Source organism: Nostoc sp. FACHB-888 (assembly GCF_014696655.1).
GTDB lineage: Bacteria > Cyanobacteriota > Cyanobacteriia > Cyanobacteriales > Nostocaceae > Nostoc.
The window spans coordinates 1-24,485 of sequence record NZ_JACJQM010000080.1; the positions used below are offsets into that span (position 1 = coordinate 1).

19 protein-coding genes and 3 pseudogenes are annotated in these 24,485 nt (G+C 40.1%); 3 read left to right on the forward strand and 19 right to left on the reverse strand.

The genetic code is table 11. The annotated features are described in order from the left end of the window. Positions 1-63 precede the first annotated feature (63 nt). From H6G26_RS42975 to H6G26_RS29145, 14 genes and pseudogenes are all read right to left on the reverse strand, one after another. Positions 64-204, reverse strand: a pseudogene (locus tag H6G26_RS42975) (ISKra4 family transposase); the annotation flags it as partial. 102 nt (positions 205-306) lie between these two features. Then, positions 307-815, reverse strand: a pseudogene (gene cysE, locus H6G26_RS42980) (serine O-acetyltransferase); the annotation flags it as partial. Between the two features lie 318 nt (positions 816-1,133). After that, positions 1,134-2,048 carry a hypothetical protein gene (locus H6G26_RS29090; protein WP_190733691.1) on the reverse strand — a complete coding sequence of 305 codons (915 nt, stop codon included), beginning with the start codon at positions 2,046-2,048 and terminating at the stop codon, positions 1,134-1,136. A gap of 403 nt (positions 2,049-2,451) precedes the next feature. After that, entirely contained in the window at positions 2,452-4,059 is a 1,608-nt protein-coding gene (locus H6G26_RS29095; RefSeq protein ID WP_190733692.1) for a GMC oxidoreductase, read from the reverse strand. Between the two features lie 316 nt (positions 4,060-4,375). After that, positions 4,376-5,557, reverse strand: coding sequence for an aminotransferase class V-fold PLP-dependent enzyme (locus H6G26_RS29100; RefSeq protein WP_190733693.1), 1,182 nt, complete (start codon positions 5,555-5,557; stop codon positions 4,376-4,378). A gap of 258 nt (positions 5,558-5,815) precedes the next feature. Next, a complete protein-coding gene (locus H6G26_RS29105) occupies positions 5,816-6,844 on the reverse strand; it encodes a fatty acid desaturase (RefSeq protein WP_190733695.1) in 1,029 nt (342 codons plus the stop codon). After that, a complete protein-coding gene (locus H6G26_RS29110) occupies positions 6,828-7,055 on the reverse strand; it encodes a 4-oxalocrotonate tautomerase family protein (RefSeq protein ID WP_190733697.1) in 228 nt (75 codons plus the stop codon). The genes H6G26_RS29105 and H6G26_RS29110 overlap by 17 nt, the downstream gene beginning before the upstream one ends. Beyond that, a complete protein-coding gene (locus H6G26_RS29115) occupies positions 7,042-8,067 on the reverse strand; it encodes an iron-containing redox enzyme family protein (RefSeq protein ID WP_190733699.1) in 1,026 nt (341 codons plus the stop codon). Before H6G26_RS29115 ends, H6G26_RS29110 begins: the two co-directional genes overlap by 14 nt. Before the next feature lie 179 nt (positions 8,068-8,246). Beyond that, positions 8,247-9,380: a homoserine O-acetyltransferase gene (gene metX, locus H6G26_RS29120; RefSeq protein ID WP_190733701.1), complete on the reverse strand. Its 1,134-nt coding sequence runs from the start codon at positions 9,378-9,380 to the stop codon at positions 8,247-8,249. Positions 9,381-9,472: 92 nt separating this feature from the next. Next, a complete protein-coding gene (locus tag H6G26_RS29125; RefSeq protein WP_206757565.1) occupies positions 9,473-10,975 on the reverse strand; it encodes a PLP-dependent transferase in 1,503 nt (500 codons plus the stop codon). A gap of 90 nt (positions 10,976-11,065) precedes the next feature. After that, positions 11,066-11,533 carry a GNAT family N-acetyltransferase gene (locus H6G26_RS29130; RefSeq protein ID WP_242053951.1) on the reverse strand — a complete coding sequence of 156 codons (468 nt, stop codon included), beginning with the start codon at positions 11,531-11,533 and terminating at the stop codon, positions 11,066-11,068. Between the two features lie 482 nt (positions 11,534-12,015). After that, the gene (locus H6G26_RS42985) at positions 12,016-12,345 is read right to left on the reverse strand and encodes a transposase family protein (protein ID WP_242053952.1); all 330 of its coding nucleotides are present in this window, start codon (positions 12,343-12,345) and stop codon (positions 12,016-12,018) included. A 487-nt stretch (positions 12,346-12,832) separates the two neighbouring features. After that, positions 12,833-13,219 (reverse strand): nuclear transport factor 2 family protein, encoded by a 387-nt coding sequence (locus H6G26_RS29140; RefSeq protein ID WP_190733721.1) that lies wholly within the window; start codon positions 13,217-13,219, stop codon positions 12,833-12,835. Between the two features lie 45 nt (positions 13,220-13,264). After that, a complete protein-coding gene (locus H6G26_RS29145) occupies positions 13,265-14,011 on the reverse strand; it encodes an SDR family oxidoreductase (RefSeq protein ID WP_347242516.1) in 747 nt (248 codons plus the stop codon). 1,089 nt (positions 14,012-15,100) lie between these two features. Here H6G26_RS29145 and H6G26_RS29150 point away from each other — a divergent pair. Continuing rightward, a complete protein-coding gene (locus H6G26_RS29150) occupies positions 15,101-15,634 on the forward strand; it encodes a transposase (RefSeq protein WP_199327140.1) in 534 nt (177 codons plus the stop codon). A gap of 76 nt (positions 15,635-15,710) precedes the next feature. On the opposite strand, the gene H6G26_RS29155 is transcribed toward H6G26_RS29150, so the two are convergent. From H6G26_RS29155 to H6G26_RS29175, 5 genes are all read right to left on the reverse strand, one after another. Then, positions 15,711-16,238, reverse strand: coding sequence for an AraC family transcriptional regulator (locus tag H6G26_RS29155; RefSeq protein ID WP_190733724.1), 528 nt, complete (start codon positions 16,236-16,238; stop codon positions 15,711-15,713). A 1,858-nt stretch (positions 16,239-18,096) separates the two neighbouring features. Further along, positions 18,097-21,354 (reverse strand): efflux RND transporter permease subunit, encoded by a 3,258-nt coding sequence (locus H6G26_RS29160; RefSeq protein ID WP_190733726.1) that lies wholly within the window; start codon positions 21,352-21,354, stop codon positions 18,097-18,099. A gap of 59 nt (positions 21,355-21,413) precedes the next feature. Further along, positions 21,414-22,706 (reverse strand): efflux RND transporter periplasmic adaptor subunit, encoded by a 1,293-nt coding sequence (locus H6G26_RS29165; RefSeq protein ID WP_190733728.1) that lies wholly within the window; start codon positions 22,704-22,706, stop codon positions 21,414-21,416. Between the two features lie 102 nt (positions 22,707-22,808). Further along, the gene (locus H6G26_RS43895) at positions 22,809-22,943 is read right to left on the reverse strand and encodes a hypothetical protein (RefSeq protein ID WP_277883924.1); all 135 of its coding nucleotides are present in this window, start codon (positions 22,941-22,943) and stop codon (positions 22,809-22,811) included. A gap of 62 nt (positions 22,944-23,005) precedes the next feature. After that, positions 23,006-23,455, reverse strand: a complete 450-nt coding sequence (locus H6G26_RS29175; protein ID WP_190733729.1) for a protein tyrosine phosphatase family protein — start codon at positions 23,453-23,455, stop codon at positions 23,006-23,008. 236 nt (positions 23,456-23,691) lie between these two features. Between H6G26_RS29175 and H6G26_RS43900 the strand changes: the two genes are divergently transcribed. Beyond that, positions 23,692-23,826: a hypothetical protein gene (locus tag H6G26_RS43900; protein WP_277883925.1), complete on the forward strand. Its 135-nt coding sequence runs from the start codon at positions 23,692-23,694 to the stop codon at positions 23,824-23,826. 271 nt (positions 23,827-24,097) lie between these two features. Further along, positions 24,098-24,323 (forward strand): annotated as a pseudogene (locus tag H6G26_RS29185) (IS1634 family transposase); the annotation flags it as partial. Positions 24,324-24,485: the final 162 nt, after the last annotated feature.

A 24,485-nucleotide genomic window follows, 5' to 3' on the forward strand; every position in this document is an offset into this window, starting at 1 on the left:
TCATCCCCCTTTAAAATTATTATCATTATTGCTTATGGAATAGTTTATTTTCTGGAAGTCCCTAACTAGTTCTAATATTTGACTACGTACTGTTTTTTCTATACCTTCGAGGTCTGTCAGCTTATTTTGGTCTGCTTCTTCATATAAAAGACCTGCCAATTCTTCTAAGCACGCTTTTAGCCGTTCTTGTTTATCCTGATTCATGCTTGATGACCACAACCACACTTGTTTATATCTGTTATCTTTTCCTAAAACCTCTATATCTTCCAAAAGTGGATGCTCCCTAGGAGATTTACTACGCTGAGTAACCACACGCCCAGGTATCCCAACGACAGTACAATCGTCAGGAACAGAGTATAATAACACCGAATTTGCTCCAATGCGAGTATTGTGACCAATATTGATGTTACCTAGAATCTTTGCACCAGCCCCAATCATGACATTGTTACCAAGGGTGGGGTGGCGTTTTCCCCTCTCTTTACCAGTACCACCCAAAGTAACCCCCTGATAGATTGTGGCTCCGTCGCCGATAATAGTTGTCTCGCCAATTACCACACCCATTCCATGATCAATAAAGATACCTATACCTAGTTTTGCTCCTGGATGAATATCAACTCCGGTTAGCCAACGAGCAATGTAGGCGAGAAACCGGGACGCAAAAAAAAACCGTGGCAATACAAAATGTGGGCAACTCGATAAGTTGCTAATGCCTGTATACCTGGGTAGCAAATCAAAACTTCTAGCCAAGTACGAGCTGCTGGATCTTTTTCAAAAGCAGCTTGCACGTCTGCTCGAATACAATTGACTAGACTCACTAAAGTTGTCCATATTGCAATTTTTTCTACGGTATAATTGAAAAACTTTTTCAGCAGTTTAACAAAATAATTCATTCTAAACTTCCATTAGGAAATATGAACAAAGAAAGTGGATTACAAGAATTACTGCATATAATTGCACATATATATATATGCAATAAAAGTATGGAGTATTGATTTAATAGGGTGTAATGCAATGTCCTTGATGCAATTCTATACAAATTGCCCAAACCTTCCGAGGCAACAATTTTAAGCCTTACTATATCTCTGTTTTGTTTCAATAACGTACTAATTGAAACAAAACAGAGATAAATAACTTTAATAATAAACTTCAAAAGTATGATCACTATACTCTGATTTAGATTTCTTCCGAAAGAACCACCACCGACGCAAGCAACAAAGAAGCATTAAACTGCTCAAACCTACTAATGCTGGGATTATTGTTGGCTCAGGAACCGATTTGAGCGATTTATAGTTCTTAATTAAAAAAGACTTTTCTGGATCAAGGGTAAAATCCCACTGGAAAGCGTAAGCATTGTCACCGCTGGAAAGCAGACTAGGCAAATCATTGAGTGTAGTAGATGTATTGTCTTCCAATGCATCTAGGATGGTAGAAACGGGAGACACTTGGTAATAGGTCGCTTTAGGCTCAATGACCTCAGTTGCCCAAGTAAATTGATTAAATTGCTCGGCTTTATTGCTACCTATTTTTGCTGTATCCTGCGTCCCATTATCATTTAAATCAAAGTCAGTATAATTGAATAAGTGCAAATCTAACTTATCAGAACTAGTATTTTTAATTGCGATATTCTCAAATAAGTTAGACCTGCTACTACCTTGTGAATCACCATCCAATGTGAAGTCAAGTGCAATCTCAAAGCCACTACCAGCATAGGTAGCAGAGATTTGTTTATCACCGGGTTGAGATTGATCGAGGTGAATCAAATTCAGAGTATTAATCGGGCTCTCTTTATCTTGAGAGCCAATACGATACCAAAATTGATTCTGAAATAATTGATTTACATCATCAACAGTCCACAAAATTAAACCATTATTTGCAGAATTAACTGATAAGTTAGGGTCAAATGCAACTATTGAATTATCATTACTGAGGGTTAAAACAGCAGATTTAGCAGATTTAGCTGTAATTGCTAAACTAGTTAAAGAGACTACGGCTGTCACCATAAACATAAGTTGTTTTTTAAGAAACATATTACAAAAATTTTTGAACATTTTTACAGCTTCTCGGTAATAGCATTGTAAAACTTGCTTGTGAGCGTATTTTAATCTTATTCATGCTTAAATATTTCGTTTTAATTTACAAAGAAAGGCAGAGGGCAGTCCCGATGAAACAAGTTTCATAGTCAAGCATAAAAATGCGATGTGAGACTGATCTATATAGATACTCATCGAAGGAGCATTTTCAAGTCAGAAGGCACAAGGAAAAAAGTATTAATAAAAACTTTAGTTGTGGGTATAAAGCCCACTTAAATGAGGTTAGGGACATCCAAAAATTAAATTACTCAATTCCTGTATTTAATACGACTATCCGATTTCTTTTCCCCTTGTTTACCCTATTTACCAAAGCGATTGATTAGTTCTTTATTTGGAAGTCCCTTAATGTATAACCATTGTGTTAGGAAATATCTGCAATAATCTGCTCCATGCAGCGCTCTGCTAAGGCAGCAATTGTTATGGATGGAGGAGTACATGCTGTAGAGCCAGGAATAAGTGCACCATCAACAACATACAGTCCTTGATAACCAATTACCCGACCGTATGTGTCACATACTTTATCCATTACCGCTCCTCCAAGGGGGTGGGCAGTAATAGTATTTGAATTTATCGATGTAGATTGGTTTTTACGCTTGTGACTACCTAGTGTTAATTTCGTATGGGGTTGTTGATTGAAGGTAGCATTCTTCCTATCAAGAATTCTATAAGTATACTCTACATACTTCAAAACTTTTTTATTCTCTGGAGAATCAACAGCCCAATTTAACTTGACCGAATCTGTAGCTGCATCATATTTAAAGCTTCCGTCGTTTGGAGGTATTGCCATACCCAAAGCAGATAAAGTTCCTTCAGGAGCATTCCATGTCGGATACTGTACTAGAATGACTGGTCCAAAAGGGTTATCTAAATGTTCAAGGCGACCAGTTGCTGGTCCACCTTGACCTGGATTAGTGGGTGGTAAGCCTGAACGAGTACCAAAATTGTCCCCATTGTTTCCCCAACCTTGACCAACGTAGTCATTTAAATTAGGAAGTGTCTTCTTTGCTTTTGCTTTAACTAAAAGTTCAGAAGTTCCCATAGAACCAGCTGCTAAGAATAAGTAGCGACAAGTAATAGATGTACTCTTAATAGTTACTCCATACTCATTGATTTGAATGCATGAAACACGGTACCCACGTCCAGGAACTTCAGATATTTCCGTTACTATATGTAAAGGGAGAATTTCTACATTCCCAGTTTGCTCGGCTTGTGCTAAATAATTACCATCTAGGCTTTTTTTTGCTCCACTATTAATGCCATACCAAATTTCCCCAATAATTGCAGAAGGTAACTTAGTCCCGTTGATTTCTTGACGAACAATATCCCAATCTGTAGCCATATCTAATAAACCATTAGAAAATCCCGCAATATTTGCTTGCTCTAGGAAAATCCGTGTAGATTGATAATAACTAGTAGCTAAAATATCTTGGGGAAGAGGTGATGGTTTCAGAATTGAACGAACGCGGGGATAGTATATTTTGTCCATCTCATCATAGCTAATTGAGCTAGGAAAAACTCTCTCGAATGTCTGACGCGGAGGTTGGTAAGTGATGCCGTTATATATTAAAGAACCTCCTCCAACTCCAGCCCCACACAGAACAGAAATACCATTTTCATCTTTACGTTGTAACACTCCTGTATATATGTCTATAGGGGATTCCTCAAACAGTGGTGCGTTTGGACTGAGCCAAGCACATCGACCGTCAGGATTACGATAAGTAGCAAAGGTATTTTGATCGGGTTTAATAGTCCAGCGACGACCTCGCTCTAGTACTACTGTTTTGATACCAGCTTTTCCCAAACGTAAAGCTGCAACAGATCCACCAAAACCACTACCTATAACAACAGCTTCTACTGGCTCATCACTAGCTCTAGTAAGGCGAGGACTAGCTAATGAAGCTATTAAACCAGTAGAAAACAAACTGGCAGTTTGAAGAAATTGGCGACGTTTATAAAACTTGTTAGCCATCTATAGTAATCCTAATTGATGTGTTAAAAATAATTAACCATATATAAATATTTTCGGAAAGTAAAACACTTGATGATGAGTAACGATCTCAAATAATTTATTGACATCAGTTTTTGCGGTCACTTTACTTCAACACAATAAAAGATGTCAAATGGGTTATATAAAAAATATTTGGTTGCAGGCTAAAACATAGGTTCAACGTTTTTGTGTTTTAGTTGCTTCGTTTTCTCATTTCAAGTGGATGTTTGAGTGCTTTATCCGAAATATTTTCTTTATTTTTCTGTTTCTCCGTACAAAGCTTTTTAAACAATCAACCCTAGTCCCATAAAATTGAGCTAAGTTTAGCGCAAAAGAGTTCAATTTCCTCCTCGCTGTTGTAATAGTGAACAGATGCACGGACAAGCTCAGTAAGTCCTCGCACTTCCATATCGAGACGAGTAGATTTTAGAGTCGAGACAGAAACGTTAATATTTTGCTGAAAGAGTTTCTGCAAGATATCCCGTGAAATCTTGCCTTCAACAGTAAAACTGATAATTCCACACTGTTCAACACCCAAATCCCAAAGTTTAACTCCTTTAATATCGGCTAATTGAGTACGTAAAGAAGTTGAAAGGGCTAAAATACGCGACCAAATAGGTTTAATACCCCACTTCAAGGTATAGTCGATGGCAACACCGAGACCGATCTTGGTGGCATAGTTGGTTTCCCAGTTCTCGAAGCGACGTGCATTTGGAAGCAACTCGTATCGGTCTTTTGCCACCCATTGCGCTGCATGACGATCTAATAAAGGAGGCTCAAACTGTTCCGTCGAATCACGTTTAGCATATAAAAACCCAGTTCCACGAGGACCACGCAGATACTTGCGACCAGTTGCGGAGAGAAAGTCGCAACCTATGACATTGACATCAATCGGCATTTGACCAATGGATTGACACGCATCTAGCAAGTATAAAATACCAGCCTCACGGGCTACCTTCCCTACAGCCGCCGCAGGATTAACAAGTCCACCGTTAGTTGGGACATGGGTAATAGCAATAAGTTTTACATCGTCATCAATAGCATTACATAGAGCAGTAATTGAGATTTGCCCATGTTCATCGTTGGGAACAACTTCAATGACTGCACCTGTCTTGCGGGCTACCTGAAGAAAAGCGACGTAGTTGCTTGCATATTCTGCCATCGACGTTAGGATTCGGTCTCCAGGACAGAAAGGAATTGAATAGAAAGCCATATCCCAGGCTCGTGTGGCATTCTCAATAATAGCTATCTCGTCTCGATCGCAATTGATTAGCATCGCTACAGAATCATAGACGCGCTCGACAACATCATGTGAATATTGAGCAGCTTCAGAACCTCCGATCTCTGCCTCCATTTGCAAATGACCAATAACACTTTCTAATACAGGCTTTGGCATCAGTGCAGCACCCGCATTGTTGAAGTGTAAAACATTTTTACAACCTGGAGTTTCATGGCGAGCATACAAAATATCGAACGTCATCTGATTATTTAACCTCACCGTTGGCAATTTTAATCTTCTTCCCGTTAATCTTTTTCAAGATAAAACTATCGAATCGTTATTATCTCTTAGTGCATGTCATCAGTTGAGCCAAATCATGATAGTAGCGAGGTAAATTACACCGAGAAAGTTGAATTTGAGCAAATCGAGTGCCTGTGGCGATCGCAACATCAACTGATGACACGCTCTGGTCTTTTTCAAAAATAAAATCGGATTCCGATCTCACCAGATTAGTGTACACTAGGCTAATTCCTTAAATAGATCCTTAATGGAACTAGGATCTGATAAAACATCCTCTTGGCATAGAATCACGCTCAATTCTGGTAATTTCGTTACTGCTACTCGTGGACAAAAATGATGCTCTCGGTGAAAACCACGCGGTAGAGCACTGATGATGAGCTTTGCTAAGACCCCTGTTCTCACAGAGCGAGTATTGTTTTCGATATTTGCAGAGGTATCCGTCCAACGATGCTCGGTTAAATCCATGAACGTTAGAATCATCGGATACACAGTATACATGGGTACTATCCAAAATACGATAAAGGGAATCCACCATTGGAAAACACTAAGTACCACCCCAACAAGAACAATAAAAGTCAGGCGAACTATTGACTCTATCTGCATTTCCGAATCATCTTTAAAATATTTGAATAAGCATGACAGATGATTATAGGCCCCTTTATTGACCTCGGTGGTTACTCGTGAATCTGCATAATCCTGACGACCAATGAAAAACTGAAAACTGCTCATGATGCCAGAGCGGATACATAACCAAATTAACTTCAGTGGTCCGTGTACTACGATCGTATCTCCTTTCTTTTGACGCCCAACATAGTTCGGGTCTCGGTCTGTAAATAGATATAAATGATGGCGTATATGAATGCGTTTCCATTGTACAAAAGACCACGCCTCAGGGTGGTGAAACATCACCAGATTGGAGAAAACAGTAGCTACCCATTTGTTCTTGCTGGAAGCTTTAAAGAGTAAATTGTGACTGGCATCATGATTTAAAATGTAAAGCGAATGTTGCCTACCCGCGATAAATACAATGACAGCTAAAACGACTAGAGGATGCCATGAGTAGACTCCGATCGCAATTGCAATAGCAATCCAAAAGTAGACTTTGATGTACTGTAGGATACTTAAAACAGGATCAATTTGAATAAGGTGCTTAATTCGTTTCTGCTGATCCTCAGATAGCTGATTTAAGATTTCTTTGAAATTCAAGCTACTTGAGCGATATGAGCCTGAGCTATGAATTTTGGGCATTAATTTGACTCCTTTGAGCGGCTTGTCTAGCGCGGACAGTTTGTCCAGCCACACCCCAGTTGTCGATATTCACTTCCTCTATCACGACAAATGTTGTTTCAGGATTTTTGTTTAATACTTGGACAAAAACATCTGTAATCTGACGGATTACTTCTGCCTTTGCCTCGGGGGAAAGAGAATCATCTATCAATTTGACGTTAACGTAAGGCATAGTTTCTATTGACATCTACCGAAAGATTACGAATCCGGTCATACAATTTGTCACGCACTGCTCCTGACGCATCCAGACGCCGGGAAACACCCATAACTATATCGTTCATCAAGTGTGGAGCATCTTTTAAGATAGGCATGACTATACGGTATAGAAGGTCTTGTGCGTGTACCTCATCTACAGTTGTGTGCTCCAGATGGTAAGCCAACATCTCATCACTGATCCCTAGCCTTTTCCATCCCTTTATTAGATAATTAAATTGACCAGGAATAACTAACTCTGTTGTCAGCATTACACCAATTAATTGAGCAAGTTTTTTACGATTTACTGCTAATCCTAGATAAAGGTTGATCAACTCCAGTTCCTCACAAATTAGGAGATCTGCGTGGCTTATATAGGCATCTGCGGGAATACCCAAATACTGCATGAGCTGGGATCTCAAATTGCGATGAACTCGGTTATCAACCCCACAACCCACTTCATCCCAGTAATTTCTTACTAACTCCATCTTTGGAAGACCATATAGACCCGGAAGCATTAATCCTACGATGTCACCAAAAAGCATTTCTAAAGGCGTTTCTTGAAAGAAGAACTCTCGCATTTGCCCTAGCGACGCCTCTTTTGCAAGAAAGGGAAAGATAGGGTGAAGGTCATTAGAGTAGTGATTGCTGGCATAGTCTTGAACCCAACTGGGAAAGTCTTCAACCTGTGGTAGAGATTGCAGCTTAGGTTCATGTTTAAGACGCTCTGCCTCGTACCAGCTTTCTTCAAAGATGAATTGAATCTCAGCTAAGAGCGGATGGTTGACATTAATTGCCCTTTTTTCCCAGGGTACAGCTAGCCGACCTAAATATAGGTTATACAACGATCTTTGCACTTCCAGTTTAGCATCTTGGTCATTTTCGATAAATGCACGTTGTGCCACAGCCGAAGACCAATTGATAAATGAGTCTCTATCTTGATGGGCTATTTTGATAGGCTCATGAATTAAGCTGTACAGATGATTCAACATAATATAGTCCTTTTTTTTCAAAGCTTGAACAATTGGCGATCCTACTTGAACTGTGGAAATTCGCTCCCACTACCTTGCCTCCGAGATGGTCCCCTACTAAGTTCTACTTACGGATGTCCTTTGTAAATATCAAAGTTAAAAGGGGTAGCGCGGCCAGATGAATTATTCACAGAGTAAATTTATGAATAATTCAAAAAGCTAGCTATAGGATAATGTTGTTTGTCAAACTTGTTAAATTCAGAGCTATCAAATATTGACAATTTATTACGGAAATTGACAACTAAATCATTAAGTGCAGCCATATCAATTAAAAAAGAATCGTGACCATGAATTGACTCTAGCCATGTTAGTTCTGCATTAGGTATTAAGTCGGCTAGCTCTTGCTGTTCTGTACTTGGATATAGCATATCTGAAGCAGTTGCTACAACTAGAGATGGTTGTAAGATACTTTGGAGGACTGATTTATAATCTTGACCATTGTAACTAACATCATGAGAATCCATTGCGCGAGTAAGTGTAATGTAAGTATTGGCATCAAACCGTTCTACTAACTTTTTACCTTGATATAACAAGTAGTTAGTAATTTCAAACTGCTCAATTGGTGGCTCAGAATAGTACAGTCGTCCAAACCGTTCTACAGAACTTCTCCAAGAACGGTAAGTATTCATTGCCATCATTCGTGCCACTGCTAGACCTTGTGAAGGTTGTTTATCAGCTGTGTAATTCCCACCTTGCCACTGAGGATCGGTATAAATCGCTTGTCGTTGAGCTTCACTAAAACCAATACACCAAGGTGAGTGCCGACCAGAAACTGCAATAGGTGCGATCGCCTGCACTTTTTTTGGATAGAGCAAAGCCCACTCAATCACCTGCATCCCACCTAAGGAACCTCCTATCACCAGTTGTAGAGATTGAATTCCTAGCATTTCCAGCAGTACGTTTTGTAGATGCACCATATCGCGAATATTGATGGATGGAAACGAGGCAGCATAGACCATTCCAGTCTCAGGATTAATAGAACTTGGTCCGGTTGTGCCATAACAACTCCCCAGGATGTTGCTACAGATAATAAAATCCCGATTTGGGTCTAGTGCCTTACCTGCTCCCAATAAAGGCTTCCACCAAACATCCACATCAGCACAACCAGTTAGGGCATGACAAACCAGTACTGCATTGTTACGTTCAGCATTTAATTGCCCCCAAGTTCGATAGGCAATCTCAACTCCGGTTAATTTTCCACCCAACTCTAGATGAAATGGCTGTGAGAGTTGGCAAAACTCTGTTTTATTAGAGATGAAGTCTTTGTAATTCATGGCTTTTTTATCGGAATATTAATTCGTAAACAGAATTTATTTACAGGTGGGTTTATACTTTTACAGCACTTCTGGCAGCTATGGTATTTTAGCTAGAGAACTTCTGAGAATACATGGATAATATCCTCAACTCTTTCGATCCCGACAGAAATCCTAAGCAACTCTGGATTCAATCCCTTTTCATTTAAAAATTGTCTACCTTCTTGATTAGACACTAGGTCATAATGTGCAAGATACATATACGGACAAACTAAAGTAAATTCAGCTCCAAAACTAGGACCTTTAGCAATTTTTAACTTATCATAGACTGACTCAAGAGGGATGTGTAACTCAATAGTTATAATTCCCCCTGGAGAATTTGGAGCCTTTTGAATCTTCTCAAAATTGGGCTTGGATTGTTCTTCATAAGCCCAAAATATCTTCTTAACAGATTTGCATTCCTTCAAAAAACTAACTATTTTTATCGTGTTTTCGTTCACTTTTTTGATTCTTTCTAAATACCCATTTATTTGAAATGCTAACCTTTTTATTTCTCGAATATATGGATGCTCTAAAAAGGTGGGTATAATTGTTTTAAGTTGATTGTAAAAAAATGAATCATAATTTAAAATTATAGCTCCCAACATCAGATCGGCAGAACCAGATGCATACTTGGTTAGACTTTCAACAATTAAGTCAGCATAAGGTAAAACATTAATATTGTAGGATGTACCTACTGTAGAATCAATTATAAAAATACAGTTATATTTATTTGCAAGCCTTTTAATACTTACTATATCAGGAGTTTGTACTAAAGGATTTGAAGGAACCTCAGTTATAATCCCTGCTATATACTTTCCTTTTTCGTTAAAGATTAATTCAAGTTCTACTAGGTTAGCAATATTATAGACTATAAAGTTATTGTTCTCATTAGTTTGGAACTTTTCAATAAGTTGCATTGTATCCATATATAACCACCCAAACTGTATCCAGATATATTTACCATTTTCGCGTTGAAGGTTAGTAATTGATTTATAAACTGAATAAATTGAGTTCATTCCAGAACTTGTTAGATATATGTCATCCTTGCTTCCTGCACCATAGGAATTACTTAATGTATTGAGAATATAGCTTTCTGCATCTCCTACAAAATATTCTTCAGCCTGTATATTTTGCAAGATACCCTCATTTATCATAAAATCCTCAGCCCAACGGGATGATATTCCTGACCCCGTATGCTGCAGAAAGTCTTGAGCCTTTTTTATCTTAGTACTATCTTTTGGAAGAACGACTCCAGTTATCTCTTTATACTCAATAATATTAGAAGCATTTATTTCTGCAAAACTACACAAAGCCAGTGCCACTTTAGTAGAAGATAAAACTAGCAGATGTTTAGCATCCAATGCAAACTTTTTGCCCAGATATTTTTGAATTTCAAGTATATATGGATGGGTAACAAATCTTGGATATCCAGTTACGATTTTTTTGAGGGTTTCAGGTCGTTTTTCTTCGTAGCCAATTATATCTTGTAGTGTCGGCATACTCACAGAAACACTATGAATACTATAAGGAAGCCTTGTGCCACAAGGTAAATGCCTAAAATAATACTTCTGCATAAGATTTTTTACAAACAGGATACCTGCAAGTGTTTTTTTGTTCCCAGTTATTTATCTACTAGTAGGTAGATAAGCATCTCAAACATCCTCTCAGGGCATTGGAAAAAGGCGTTCTTCAAAAATAAGAGAGTCTGAAGTTACCATCCCCAACTTTTGAAAAACTTTTTGGGCGCTAGTATTACCTTTATAAACATAAAGGCGTAATCCACAAACATCAGCTGCTTTAGCCTCAGTGATTAAATATGCATAAAGGCTACGAAAAACATCCTTTTTACGATGATTGGGTTCAACATAAATATCAAGTAGCCACCAATACCAAGCATTGCTCCAATCGCTCCACTCAAAATTGATAAAAGTAGAACCGATTACTTTATCATCCTTTTCAGCCAATATGTAGAAACCACGATTGGCGTCCTTTAGTACTGCTTGAATTCCCTTAGTAAGTTTCTGAAGATTTAGGCTCTGACCCCTAGCCTCCTGAGCTAATGCTTGATTAAACTTTACGAGAATGGACAAATCTTGAGGTTCTGCGAGACGAATTATCAGATTTACAGCCATAGTTAAGATTGAAAGTAATATACTTGCAATAATTCATTCTAAAAAATACTTTACAACGTTGACTAATATTTACATCAACATCTTTAAACCCTAGAAATTGTGCTATTTCAAACCAATTTTTCACTTGTTGGTGCAGCGTAGGCTGATTATATTTCAGGCTCAAAATATAATCAGCATTTGCTGTGATAATTTTTTGGGCAATCGATTTTTGGGAACGCAAAAGCATCAATGGTGATGATGCAACCAGATATGTCTAGCATTTCTAACAGTGCTGGAATTGAGGTGATTTCATTGGATTTGTCAGCGACCTTTGTTTGTCCTAATACCAAACGGTGTTCACGCTTACCACGCACTGACTGCGTGTAAGGCTTTCATCTGAGATTCTCGGTTATATGAGCCTCTATGAGTTTTGCCATCTATGGCTACTACTTCTACTCCCAACTTTTCAAAAGCGTGATTTTACCCAGCAAGGAAAACATTTCTCAAACTATGCAGGGGTTAATTCTCTCAAACACTCTCCTAAAAGTATCCGGGCTAGGTATTCCGAAGGGTAGTTGCAAAAACGTTTTTAACCACTCCTGTTTATTAAGTCCATACTCGTCAATATCTTCCCAACCTTGCGCTCTTGCTATTACTGCCAAAATTGCTATAGTGATTATATCTGTGAGTAAATGATATCTTGTCCTTTCCACTCTCGGGTCTTTTATTAGAGTGAAGTATTCCTGAAACTTAGTGGTAATGTCTTTGCTATCTATGCTGGATGCAAAAGATGCTTTGGTTTTTCTTTTCTTGTTCTCAAATCCTATTGACATTACTCGAACCTTGCACCTAGATAAATTAAATCTTACCCTAGCTCGGATAGTGCCACTTTTAACCCAACTTTGCCAATCAGGCAAGTCCGCTTGTCAATAGGGTTTGAGACGCGCTAACCCTGCATAATAGACACCCAAAGAATTGTGTTACAAAAAACACTAGTCCATTAAAGAAATTTTGCTGAGGCTGGTAATCACTGGAATCGAGACTAAAAAATGCAAAACTACCCAGCAGATCTGAGTTAATCAAAGACTTACCGAAAGTATGAACAATCTTTAATATTAAACAGCTACAGATGGTTCTTTGCGAACTGGTATTGCTGTCTTTTTAAATATTAGAAATCTGTTTTTACGTAGACAGGTTTTTCCTGGCGTCCAGCCCGGAGACTTTCCGCTAGGTTTGGGTGGTTGGGCAGAAGTACCAATTGTTGCAAAAACTCCATTAATGAGGTCTCTGCCCTATTTGTTTACCTTATTTCTGTAGTACTCAAGTGATGGCATTCCAGATAACTTTAGTATCTGTAAATTGACGAAATCTGGCAACTTTACCATCTAATAAATCGTAAACATGAGCAGCGGCAGAGTGAAAAGACTTTTTACTGACTTTGTGAACGCCCTCATAATATCCTAAAGCAACAACTGAACTTCCTCCATCTAAATAGTCCTCAATCTTAAATCGCCAAGAGTCCCAATCATTGTGAAGTACATCGAAGACACCCTTAATCACTGCATCTGTACCATGATGAGTCGATCCATTTGGAAACCCTTCATTCTGAATCCATTCCACATCAGAAGCACATACCTTCCGAAATGCTTCATAATCCTTTTGACTGAATGCTCGATAAAGCTCTTGAACGATTTCGACATTACTCATTGAGATATCTCCGCTTTTTAACACCATTTTTTGTAATGCAATCGATTAAAGTTGGCTAATTCCACCGTCAACGGCGATTTCAACACCTAAAATATATGCAGAATCAGAGGTGCTGAGAAATAAGACTGCCTTTGCAATATCTTCAGGTGTTCCAAATCGCTTCATGGGCACTTGATTGATAATATTTTGTGCCATAGCTTCGACATCTGCCTGAGGCATATCCAATTTACTGTAAATAGGCGTTGTAATAGCTCCTGGACTAACAGCATTGACTCGAACTCCACGACTCACAAGTTCAGCAGCAAACGTTTTTGTTAATGAACGCACCGCCGCCTTACTTGCCCCTAAAACACTCGTACCAGGCAAACCGGTTTCGCCTAAAAAGGAGGTGTTGAGGATGATTGCAGCATCATCGTTTAAATAAGTTAAGGATTTTTGAATGGTAAAGTATAAGCCTTTGACATTGATTGTAAACAATTCGTCGTATAATGCCTCCGTCGTTGCTTCTAAAGGTGCAAATTTTGCGACTCCAGCATTTGCAAATAAGATATCAATTTTGCCTAGCTTTTTCCCAATTACACTATAAAGTTGATCAATTTGTTCCAAGTTTGTAACATCGGCTTGCATAGTTAATACATCGCCGCCAATTACTAAGGCTGCTTCATCAAGGCTGGTACGATTGCGTCCAGAAATGATAACCTTAGCTCCTTCTTGACTGAACAACTTAGCAGTTGCCAATCCAATCCCACTGTTGCCGCCTGTTACAAGGGCAATTTTTCCAGCTAATTTCACGATGTTTCTCCTCGTATTTATGGTTATTGATCTTTCCTATACCCTATAGGGGTTCAGCCGGGATACCTTCTCAATGGGACATATCGATATCGTAAAATTTTGTAAGCATAGAAAGCTAAACCCTTGATATACGGTTGTTTCAATACTAAACTTTACTTGACTCATTCAGTTGAAACATTCCCAAAAATGATTGTTTATGGGCAAGTTTGAGGGGCTATTGGGATGAAGAGTTGACTTCACCGTGCAAAATTTTGATTGTCCTAACATCATTTTTGGGCAACTTGGTAAATCAATAAAACACGCTCTGCAACAAATATTTACAATGTGTCCGGTTTTGCGCGTATCCCGGCTGAACCCCTACTTGATGATCACTGCAGGGCGACTGTACTGAAACCTTTATTCTTGCGTTATAGTCTTGTCTAACAAGAAGCAAACAAGGCTTAGATGATTTATCTAAAAACGAGACTCAAAAGCTTATACAGTAGTACTTTCAGCTTATCTTGCCCTTAGTGTCAGCTACGCTATACTTACCCCTAAATGCTTCAAAATTTGCTTCGACTGTGAATGTTGCCATGATTTTATCCTTTGAAGATTAAGTAGTTTATGAGGAATGCAAGGGTTAGCTTGTTTCCAAAATCTTGCTTTTTTTCCTTGCTTATATCAATAATATCTTTGAAAACAGAAATTGTTAATTAACTATTTTTTGGTAATTATATAATTAGTACTTAATTATTTTTAGATTCTATTAATGTGAAAATATTCTATAAATAAACAGCAGTAGGTGACCATTACGCACTACCTCTGCTACTTTTTATTCACATTTGGTAAATCTCAAATTTAAGAGGATGTTTGAAAAGTCATGATTGATATATCAGATATTTTTTACCCCTTTCTAATCCTCACGCCACTTGGGCGGCTGTCGGGGAACCCGCCCAAGTGGCTCCCCTACTAGGGCTACAGCGTACACACAAGTATAGTCCACAAAGGTTTTAGCTTTTTTAGACCTATAAATACCCAATAAGGAAGGTAATACAGCACTTTGTGTAACGGTTTGGTACAGTAGTTGAGAAGATAAAAGTAAAAAATCAGATGAAACCCTATTCAGTAGACCTGCGGGAGAATGTGGATGAAATGGGAGTATTACTCGGATTAATGAGGGGAATGGGCAGAAGTAAGAAGGGAGACAGAGTGTACGATGTCAAACCATTTTACCGTGGAAGCCGAGTTACCGTAGTGGGGGCTATTAGCAATAAATCAATCCTGGCACTCAAGACATTAGGGCAATCAATGAATGGAGAAGACTTCAAAAAATTTGTGGAACAAGAGTTATTACCGAAATTGTGGAAAGGGGCAGTAGTGGTAATGGATAATCTCAAAGCACATAAAATGAAGGGGATTATTAAAATGATCGAGTCCGTAGGCGCAAGGGTAGTTTATTTATCACCGTATTCACCTGAATTTAACCCCATAGAACATCTCTGGTGGCAACTCAAAGCATTTATCAGGAAGTTTTCACCGAAAAATATTTTGGCAGTAGTACAATTGTTGTCACTAGGAGTCCTCTTATGCTCCAGCCAGCAACTCCAAAACTATTTTTCTCACTGCTGCTACTGTACCAGTTAGTCGCGCAAAGTGCTGTAATTCAATTAAAATTACAGATGATCACTTTTCAAACAATCTCTTATAATGTTTGCAATCTTTAGTTTTGAATAAGTTTGCAACGTTGTGCCTTTCTCCAAGCATGAGGAGTGTTTTTATGGTAATCACGAAACTGGCAATAAAAATGATTAATATTTTGATAGCCTACTTGTAAAGCAATCTGATTAATAGACTCTTCAGTTGACAAAAGTAAAACTCTCGCTTGAGTCAAGCGACGTAATATAATCCAATCATTGACTGTTTTTCCAGTAATTTTTCGTACTATATCGGTTAAGTAAGCTGAGGAATAACCGACTGCTTGAGCTGTTTGTTTCAAGTTAATAGGTTGATGATAATTCAATTCAATAAACTCAAAAACTTCACGCAGTCGAGGAATAGATGGAAATATGGACGTTCGTAGAGTATTGGATTTTATACTTTCTTCAGTTGCAGACAATTTCTCCTGTGCTAGTTGAACATGAATAATATCATTATCTGTGCCAACCACCTCAAAACCTGCTGTTTCTAAGCATTCCATTAAAAGGTTTTTACTTTTAGTTTCAGCATCAATTACTAAAATACTGGTCATTTTATTTTCTAATATTTAATAGAGTTATCATTGGCATTGCATAATAGTTTTTCTTTAGAGCTAATGTCCAGCTGATTTAAGTAGCACATAACGACTATTTGTCTGACATTCTTATGCCCCTCTTCAAGCCATCTCTGGAGAAAGTTTACGGTTGTCTGTGCCATCAGACTACTTTCTGCTGCAATGCATATCTTCATTGGTGATATCTTCTTAACTTTTGGGCTTCAAACAGTGATTAATAAAGAAATAATGCAACTTTAGCTACTCATAAACACAGTGTAATTGCAGATATCTTGGATGACCCGTACTTCTGGTTTGTTAATCTGTATCATTTCATTTCCTGTGAATTGTAGTTCAACTTTTGGTCTGAAAACTGGATTATTGGTTTGGATGCTTGGAGAGATACAAAGACATGTCAATTGATTGTTTGCAATTTTTCTGAACTTATCCTTCTTTAAGCACTCTGCGTAGTAACCACTATAATTCTTGCCATGTTGCAATATCCTTAGACTAAGCTTATTATACTACTTTATAAATTTAATCATTATATTGCTATGTAGTAGTATAAAAGTATGGCTATTAAAAATTTACTTTATGAACCTAGAGCTTGTCATGTAACAACCTTGCCTCTTTTGAGCTAAAAATGCTTTCTCAGTAAAGTTTTTAGATAATAAATTGTAAAAGTTGTTTCTTGACAGGCTCCTACTTTTAATGTGTACTACTATTTTATACTACAAGGTTATTACAGCATATTTTGGAATTTATACAAGTAAGTTCAAAAATAAATTTACAAGAGTTGCTGATCTGAATCAGTGGCAAAGGATGTGAAACAATTGAAATAAGGCAATAGGCCAGTTTTAAGGTAAAAAAAGATAGATCACACATTCTTAACAAGAACTGACAAATGATAATACTTACTAAATTCGTCGTTGCTGAACTAAAATATGAATCATGCAATCACCCCGAGCTTGCGAATGCATAGCGTCCGTAGGCTCACCAAGCCATACTTTTTTTGCCTATCAATCAAGTGTAGTATTATCAATCACGTATTAATATTACCCTAAAGGGTACTATCAGGAGAAGGTATCACAACCAAGATTAAGAACCAACGAAAAAATAAGCATTTCTCGTTTGGTTTAGTTTCCATGACTCAAAGCGATGTCAACGACGGGTTACATCTACGCTTAAGTCTTTATTAATAAACTAGCCTTAACGAGATTGGCTGTAACTTTATTAAAAATAGAGAAGTGTTATTGATATGATGTGTTCGTTCTGATTCTACCCCCATTTTATGAATAACCGAAAAATTATTGAATCTTAAGCTTCTTGCTTTTCTGGCTTTTTGCTTTTCTATAAAGCATAATAGGTTGAATTTTATGTATAGAAAATCTATATAACTCATATTTTTTTCAGATAAACCTCATATAAAAGCTGATTCTAAAAGACAAATCGTTAAACATTTAGGACAACTTCAACAAAAAACAGGTGCAGTGCTGGGGGGAAAGATGCTGATGGTAGTAGAAGCATTTACTCATCGTCCAATACAGCACTTTTTGACCCGGATACCAAACGTAATGAAATCAAGTAGTGGTCAGAACTTTTAGAGCGCTTACCAATTGGGGGTGATAAGGGGTATCCGCCGAGATATGTGCAAAATGGGACACGTTGTAAAGTTTTGTAAAGCTAGTTGTCAAAAACCTTGATTTACCGTCGTTTCAGCCTCAACCTCAACTTGACTATTCAAATGAAAACATTCCCTATATCAGTTGATTCACCACAAACTTTTGGAGTAGACGATTTTGCCTTTCGCAAATACGTGAAAATAATAATGCCAACAGTTTATTATCTGCCACAAAGTTTACTCGATAGTTGTGTTCCAAGTTTTGGAATGCCAATCGCCTTGATCACGTTTATGGCTGATGCGATCTCCATAGTACATTAGCGGAATTACAAACAGGGTTAGGACAGAGGAGGTCAACATTCCGCCCAACATTGCCCATGCCAACCCTGACCAAACAGGATCGTTAAGGATGGAAAGGTTTCCTAGCATGGTCGTCACACTGGTTAGAAGAATTGGACGGAAACGAACCGCTCCAGCTTCCAGGATGGATTGTTTCAACTCTGCGCCTTCTTTGAGCTTGTCTCCCACAAATTCCAGTAGCACGATCGCATTCCGCACCACAATTCCCGCCAGGGAAATCACGCCAATCATTGCCGTAGCGCTGAAGTAGACTCCACTGACGGCAAAGGCAAGCAAGATACCAATCAATGCCAGGGGAATACTGCCGAGGATGATCAAGGGCACTTTAAAACTACCGAACTGCCCAACTAGGATCAGGTAAATCAGCACGATTGCCACCAGCATTGCCAACCCCAGATCGCGAAATACATCCAGTGTTAGTTTCCATTCCCCATCCCACTGAATCCAGTAGCCTTTCGGTAAGGGATGGCGTAGGAAATAGATGAGTTGATCCAGCACTGCATATACCGAGGAGCGATCACCCATTTCACCCATGACATAGGTAACGGGACGCTGATTTTTATGCAGAATTGGTTGATCGACGGTTGAAGGTTGAAGTGTGACTAACTCTGTCAATGGCACTAAGGAACCATTCGTGGTCGGTAATTGAATTCGGGTGAGATCGTCAATACTCTGACGATTGGTATCGGCAAAGCGTACCTGAATTCCTACCGAAGTTAGTTCTCCCGGTATTTGCAGGATGGAAACTTGAGATCCCGCAATCGCCATATGGAGCGTTTGGACAACGTCTTGCGTCGTCAACCCAGTGCGGTTCACCTTCTCCCGATCCACCACCATCCGCATCTGAGGCATCTGGTTTTTCACCGAGTCGTCAATGTCTACAACTTCAGCCGTCTGGACAAAAACCTGCCGCACCTCTTTGGCAAGTTGCCGCAGTATGGTATAGTCTGGACCGTATAACTCTGCCAGCATCGTTGAACGAACGGGAGGTCCGGGGGGATCTTCTACCAGTTTAACAATTGCGTTGTAGTGTTGAGCAATTTCCGTGAGTTTAGGACGCAACCGGAACACGATATCTTCTGATTGAACCGAGCGAGCATCCTTGTTGGTCAGATGTACCCGGATATCAGCAAAATGTTCGCCGATGCGATCAGTTGCACCGCGTAACATACCGTTAAAGTCAATCGGAGCTCCCACTCCAACATAGGTTTCAAAATTGGTTACCTCTGAGTCTTGCTGTAAAATGGCCTCAATATCCTGCACCATACGATCGGCTTCCGCCAACTCTGTTCCCAAAGGTGCATCTAACTGCAGGAGAAAGGTGTCCTTATTATCTTTGGGCAGCATTCTAAACTTGACAGTTTGCGTTAACACTGGAATGAAGGATATCAGCAATAATCCGGTGATGCAGAACAAAACGAAGCGACGACGACTCGTGGAATCTAGAAGGGGAGCCATAATGCTGTGATACCAGCGATAAATACGAGTATTTACGATTGCATTTGGACTCGCTTTTCCGTCCTGATGATTGAATGGCGTGTCGATCTTAATCAATAGCCGTGCAAAAAATGGTGTTACCGTAAGTGCCAGAATTGTACTTACAATTATTGCCACCGGAACGTTAAACGGAATTGGTCCCATGTACGGACCCATCATACCCGTGACAAATGCCATTGGAATAAAGGCGAGAATAACAGTAATGTTAGAAAGAACGATCGGACTACCCAGTTCACTCACAGCATCAATTGCCGCACGGGTCTTCTCGCGCCAACTCATTCCTGGTTTTTCTTCAAAGTAACGGTGGATATTTTCGGTGACAGCGATCGCGTCATCCACCAACGTCCCCAATGCCAGAATCAAAGCAAACAAAGTGATCCGGTTAATCGTCTGCCCCGAAATCCAACCGACGATCAATACACCTGCCAGCGTTAAGGGAATGACTAACGTCACAATCAAAGACTCCCGCCAGCCTAGAAAGAGAATTAACAATCCAACAACGATGCCAATCGACATGGCCAAACTCTGATATAAGTCGCCCACTGCTCTGGCTGCTGTTCGACCATCGTTGCGGGTGACAGCAATCGCCACTCCCGGTGGTAATTGCGGTTTCAACTCCTCTAGGCGCTGAAATATCTGTTGAGCAACGCTGACAGCATTCGTTCCTTTTTGTTTAGCGATGCCGATTGTAATCGAAGGTTGGGATACAAATTTGCTCGTCGGTCGGGCTTTCGAGTAGGGATAGGGAATAGTGGTATCCCAATCCTGGCGGTAATGGATGCGGGATACGGTAGTGCGATCGCCAAAGTCATCTATGACTGTTGCCACATCTCGCAGATAAATAGGAGAGGGTGAACCTTGATCAAAGCCGACAATAGTTTCTCCTACGTCTGTTGCTGATTGAAACAGATTACCCACATCAATGAATAGGCGGTTGGTTCCTACCGACACATCCCCTGCAGGTATACGAGAATTCTCCCCCTGGAGGCGTTGAGTAATCTGAGCAGGCGACAGTTTGTAGCTAGCGAGTTTGTCGGGGTCGAGGTCTACCCGAATGGTGCGGGGTTGTCCACCTGTAATTGTTAGGCTGGCCGTATTGGGAATACTGCGTAAGTCTTCCAGTAAGCGTTCGCCAATTCGTCGCAGTTGATTATCACTGTAGTTTTTGCCTGTTACCGTTAGCGTGACGATCGGTACATCGTCAATAATCACAGGCTTCACCAAATATCGTGCGCCAGGTGGCAACAAATCCTGATAGCTATACAAATGGTTTTGCAGCTTGAACAGAGAATCTTCCCAGTTTTGTCCGACAAAAAATTGCACCGTAATTTTGGCAGCAGAATCTTGAGAAGTGGAGTAGATGTGTTCAACTCCGGGCAATTCTCGCAATTTTGCTTCGATCGGAGTGGTCAGAGTCTTTTCCACAACTTCTGCGGATGCTCCTGGATAAGGCAGGTAGATGTCTGCAGATGGGACTATAATTTGCGGGTTCTCTTGTTTGGGAGTCAGCATCACTGCCGCCAAGCCAAAAATTGCTAGAGCAGCGATTACCAAAATTGTGAGTTGGGAGTTGATAAAATAAGCGGTAATCCGCCCAATAATGCTATGTTTCTGAGAATTTTCAGTGAAGTGAGTCATGATTAGAATCTGGATTGAACGATGCAGTCATTCCACTTTTAGGAATCATGCTGAGTGATTTAATCGATCTGAAGAGCAATTCCTTCTTTCAAATTGTCTGTTGGTTCCAGTACCAACCGATTGCCTGCTTTCAAACCTGAAAACACTTCAATCTCAAAATTCTGGGTTTTGCCTGTAGTAATGGGCTGAAAGATTGCCCGATCTTTGTCGTCGATTTTGAATACACCAGTGATGCCAAACTGTTTTATGATTGCGGATTTAGGAATCACTAGAGCGATGCGTTCTCCAAATGTAGCAGCGGCTCCATCGGCCAATTGCAGTCGCCCAAACATCCCCGGAATCATTCCTGAAACTTTATTGAGGGTGACTTTCACTTCAAAGTTGCGTGTTTTTGGATCGGCAGAAGGAATAATCTGGCTGACAGCGCCCAATACGCTTCGATTCAGAGCATCCAGACGAACAGACACCGGTTGGCCCTGCGTAACCTGGACGATCAGTGATTCTGGAACTTGGGTACTAAACCGCAGGCGATCGCTACTTTCCAGCGTAACTAGTTGTTGCCCTGGCCCTGCCATTGCTCCTACTTCAGCGTGCTTGCGAGTAATTGTGCCATTAAAGGGAGCCGTGATCTTTCCGTAATTAAGATTGGCTGATACCTGTGACACCTGCGCCTGCGATTGCTTGACCTGCGCCCGTGCCTGGTTCATCGTCGCTTGAGCTTGGCTAATTCCGGCTTGAATTTGTTGAATCCGTGCCTGGGTCATCTGCACCTGTGTATTGGCTTTATCCAATACTTGCTGGCTAACCGCTCCTTCTGACCGCAGCATTGCCATCCGCTGTTGTTCGAGTCGGGCATCTGCCAGTTCAGCTTCGGCTTCCTGTAACTGGGCACGGGCTTCCCGCCACTGTGCTTGGGCAGTCTGGTAATTGGACTGGGCCATATTTACCCCAGCTAATGCCTGACCGCTCTGTGCTTGAATATCGGCAACGTCAATTACCACAAGGGTGTCTCCCGTCTTGACTCGATCGCCTTCTTGCACAGCCAATTGGTGAACTTTTCCCGTAACCCGACTGGTTAAATTCACGGTTTCTACAGGTTCCACCGTTCCTGTCAGCACTCGCTTGGTTTCGACGCTTTGCAGGCGGGCAATTGCAGTTTTCACCCTTAGTGGAACCGTTGCGTTTGCCGACACCGGAATCGTTGATGATTCCCTATTTTTTCCAGGCTGACTGAACCACCAACCAGTTCCACCCGAAACCAATAGCACTCCCACCAGCAACCCAATCCTGGGGAGGTGCCGAAGCCAGAAAGGTGAATGCGAGGGAGGGTGAGATAGTTTATCGATCACCATAATGCTTGCTCCTGTTGTTTATGATTGCCCCGCTATGTGGAATATCCTGGGCGTTGCTGAATGAAAGTATGATTCGGGCTGGAAGGGCGACAGAGCGATATTTTAAGTGGATTCTATAAAGCCATAGCCAATTACAGAACTAAAGTTAATTTTTGCTAGAACATCTACTAATTCAGGCTCTGCATTCCAGCAAACTTTATAAGACTGCATCCATTCCAATGAAAACAAGTTCGCCATTGTTTCGCTTCAAAATTAAGTTTACCAACTGAGAATCCATAGCTGTCTTCAGCTATGGGTTCTCAACTCGCTTTCAAGTACTCTGAAACGTAGCGATCAAAGAACTGCTTGATCTGCGGTTGAGTATTAAGATCGAAGCCGATTTCAGCGGCCTTCTCAAACGCCTGCTGCGGTGTCATCCTTTGCCAGATGGCAATGTTCATCAACGTTATTACAACGGCACGCATAGCACTAGCACAATGCACCAGCGCTGGTTTGGGCAACTTGTCAATTTGCCTTAACACCTCGTGAATCAACTCATCGCTGATTTCTTCTAGCTTGACTGGTATGTTAACGTAGTACAGTCCCGCTGCCTCTGCCTGCTGCTGCTCATCCCTGAGGAAGCCCTTCTCGTCAGGTGCACGCAGGTTCAGGACCGATTTGAAACCCTCATGTGCTGCCTGCTTCAATTGCTCCGGTGTCACCTGTCCCGCCGCTGTTAGTTCATCATTAATCTTCTTAACGTTTTCCATTGATATCTCCCTCGAATTCTGTTTGCCTACTGCGAAGCGTCAAAAGAAAAACTATTTTTCTATTCAACTATCATACTACTATATAGTAATATAATATTTAAACAAATTAATTTTACTTTTGCAAGATGTTGGGGTGGATGTTACTGGGTTTGGGAAAATTTCATACCTTTGCTTAATACCTATAGACTTGTCCGAAATGAATCCAATTGAATTGGAATGGCAACACCTAAAAAAAGATGAGCTATCTGGGCGAATATTTGACGATGAATACTACCATTGCTTATGCCGTAATTGACGGTGTTCAAGCTAGAGGAGAAAAAGGAAACTACAGTACAGAGCGTGTAAAATTTAATTCTAATTCTTTTGCTTAACTTTTTGTTACATAGTTGTAAATTTTCCCGCCCACCTACTTACAACAATTCATCTAGTATTAAATAATTTGAGCGTACACAAAGGCAAAAAAGTCCAAGCTTGGTTAACCAAACACCAACGTTTTGTATTTCATCATCCTCCCGTCCATTGTTCATGGATGAATCAGGTTGAACAATGGTTTAGTATCTTGCATAGCTACTTATTGACATAGATTTAGCGATCACTTTGCTGACTTTTCACGGGATGTGGAAGAAAATGCGGTTCGCGATACTGCGTCTAGCTCTGCATTCTGCTAAACAGACCATCCACAATTAGGTGGGTAAGCTTACTGCCACTCCCACTCCCACTATGCGTTGGGTGTTTCAGTGTTTTATTTATGTCCATTCATCTAGTAACGATCGCCAACGTTAAACAAATTGCCAATCTTACTGATGAACGACGTTGGATTCTTCAGCTTTTCGGTGCCCCTTGCCGAAAATATTATTTACTTACTTAACAAACCTGCGGAATGTAGGTTGATCAGATTTTGGTGGCTATTTTTGATGATCGCTCCTCTACCCCCTGAACAGGGCAGGCGAACGCACGGTATTTCTGAAATCCTTGCTAGATAAGGATCTTAACGAAAAAATAGGCTAAATTCAAAAACGCCGAAACCCTT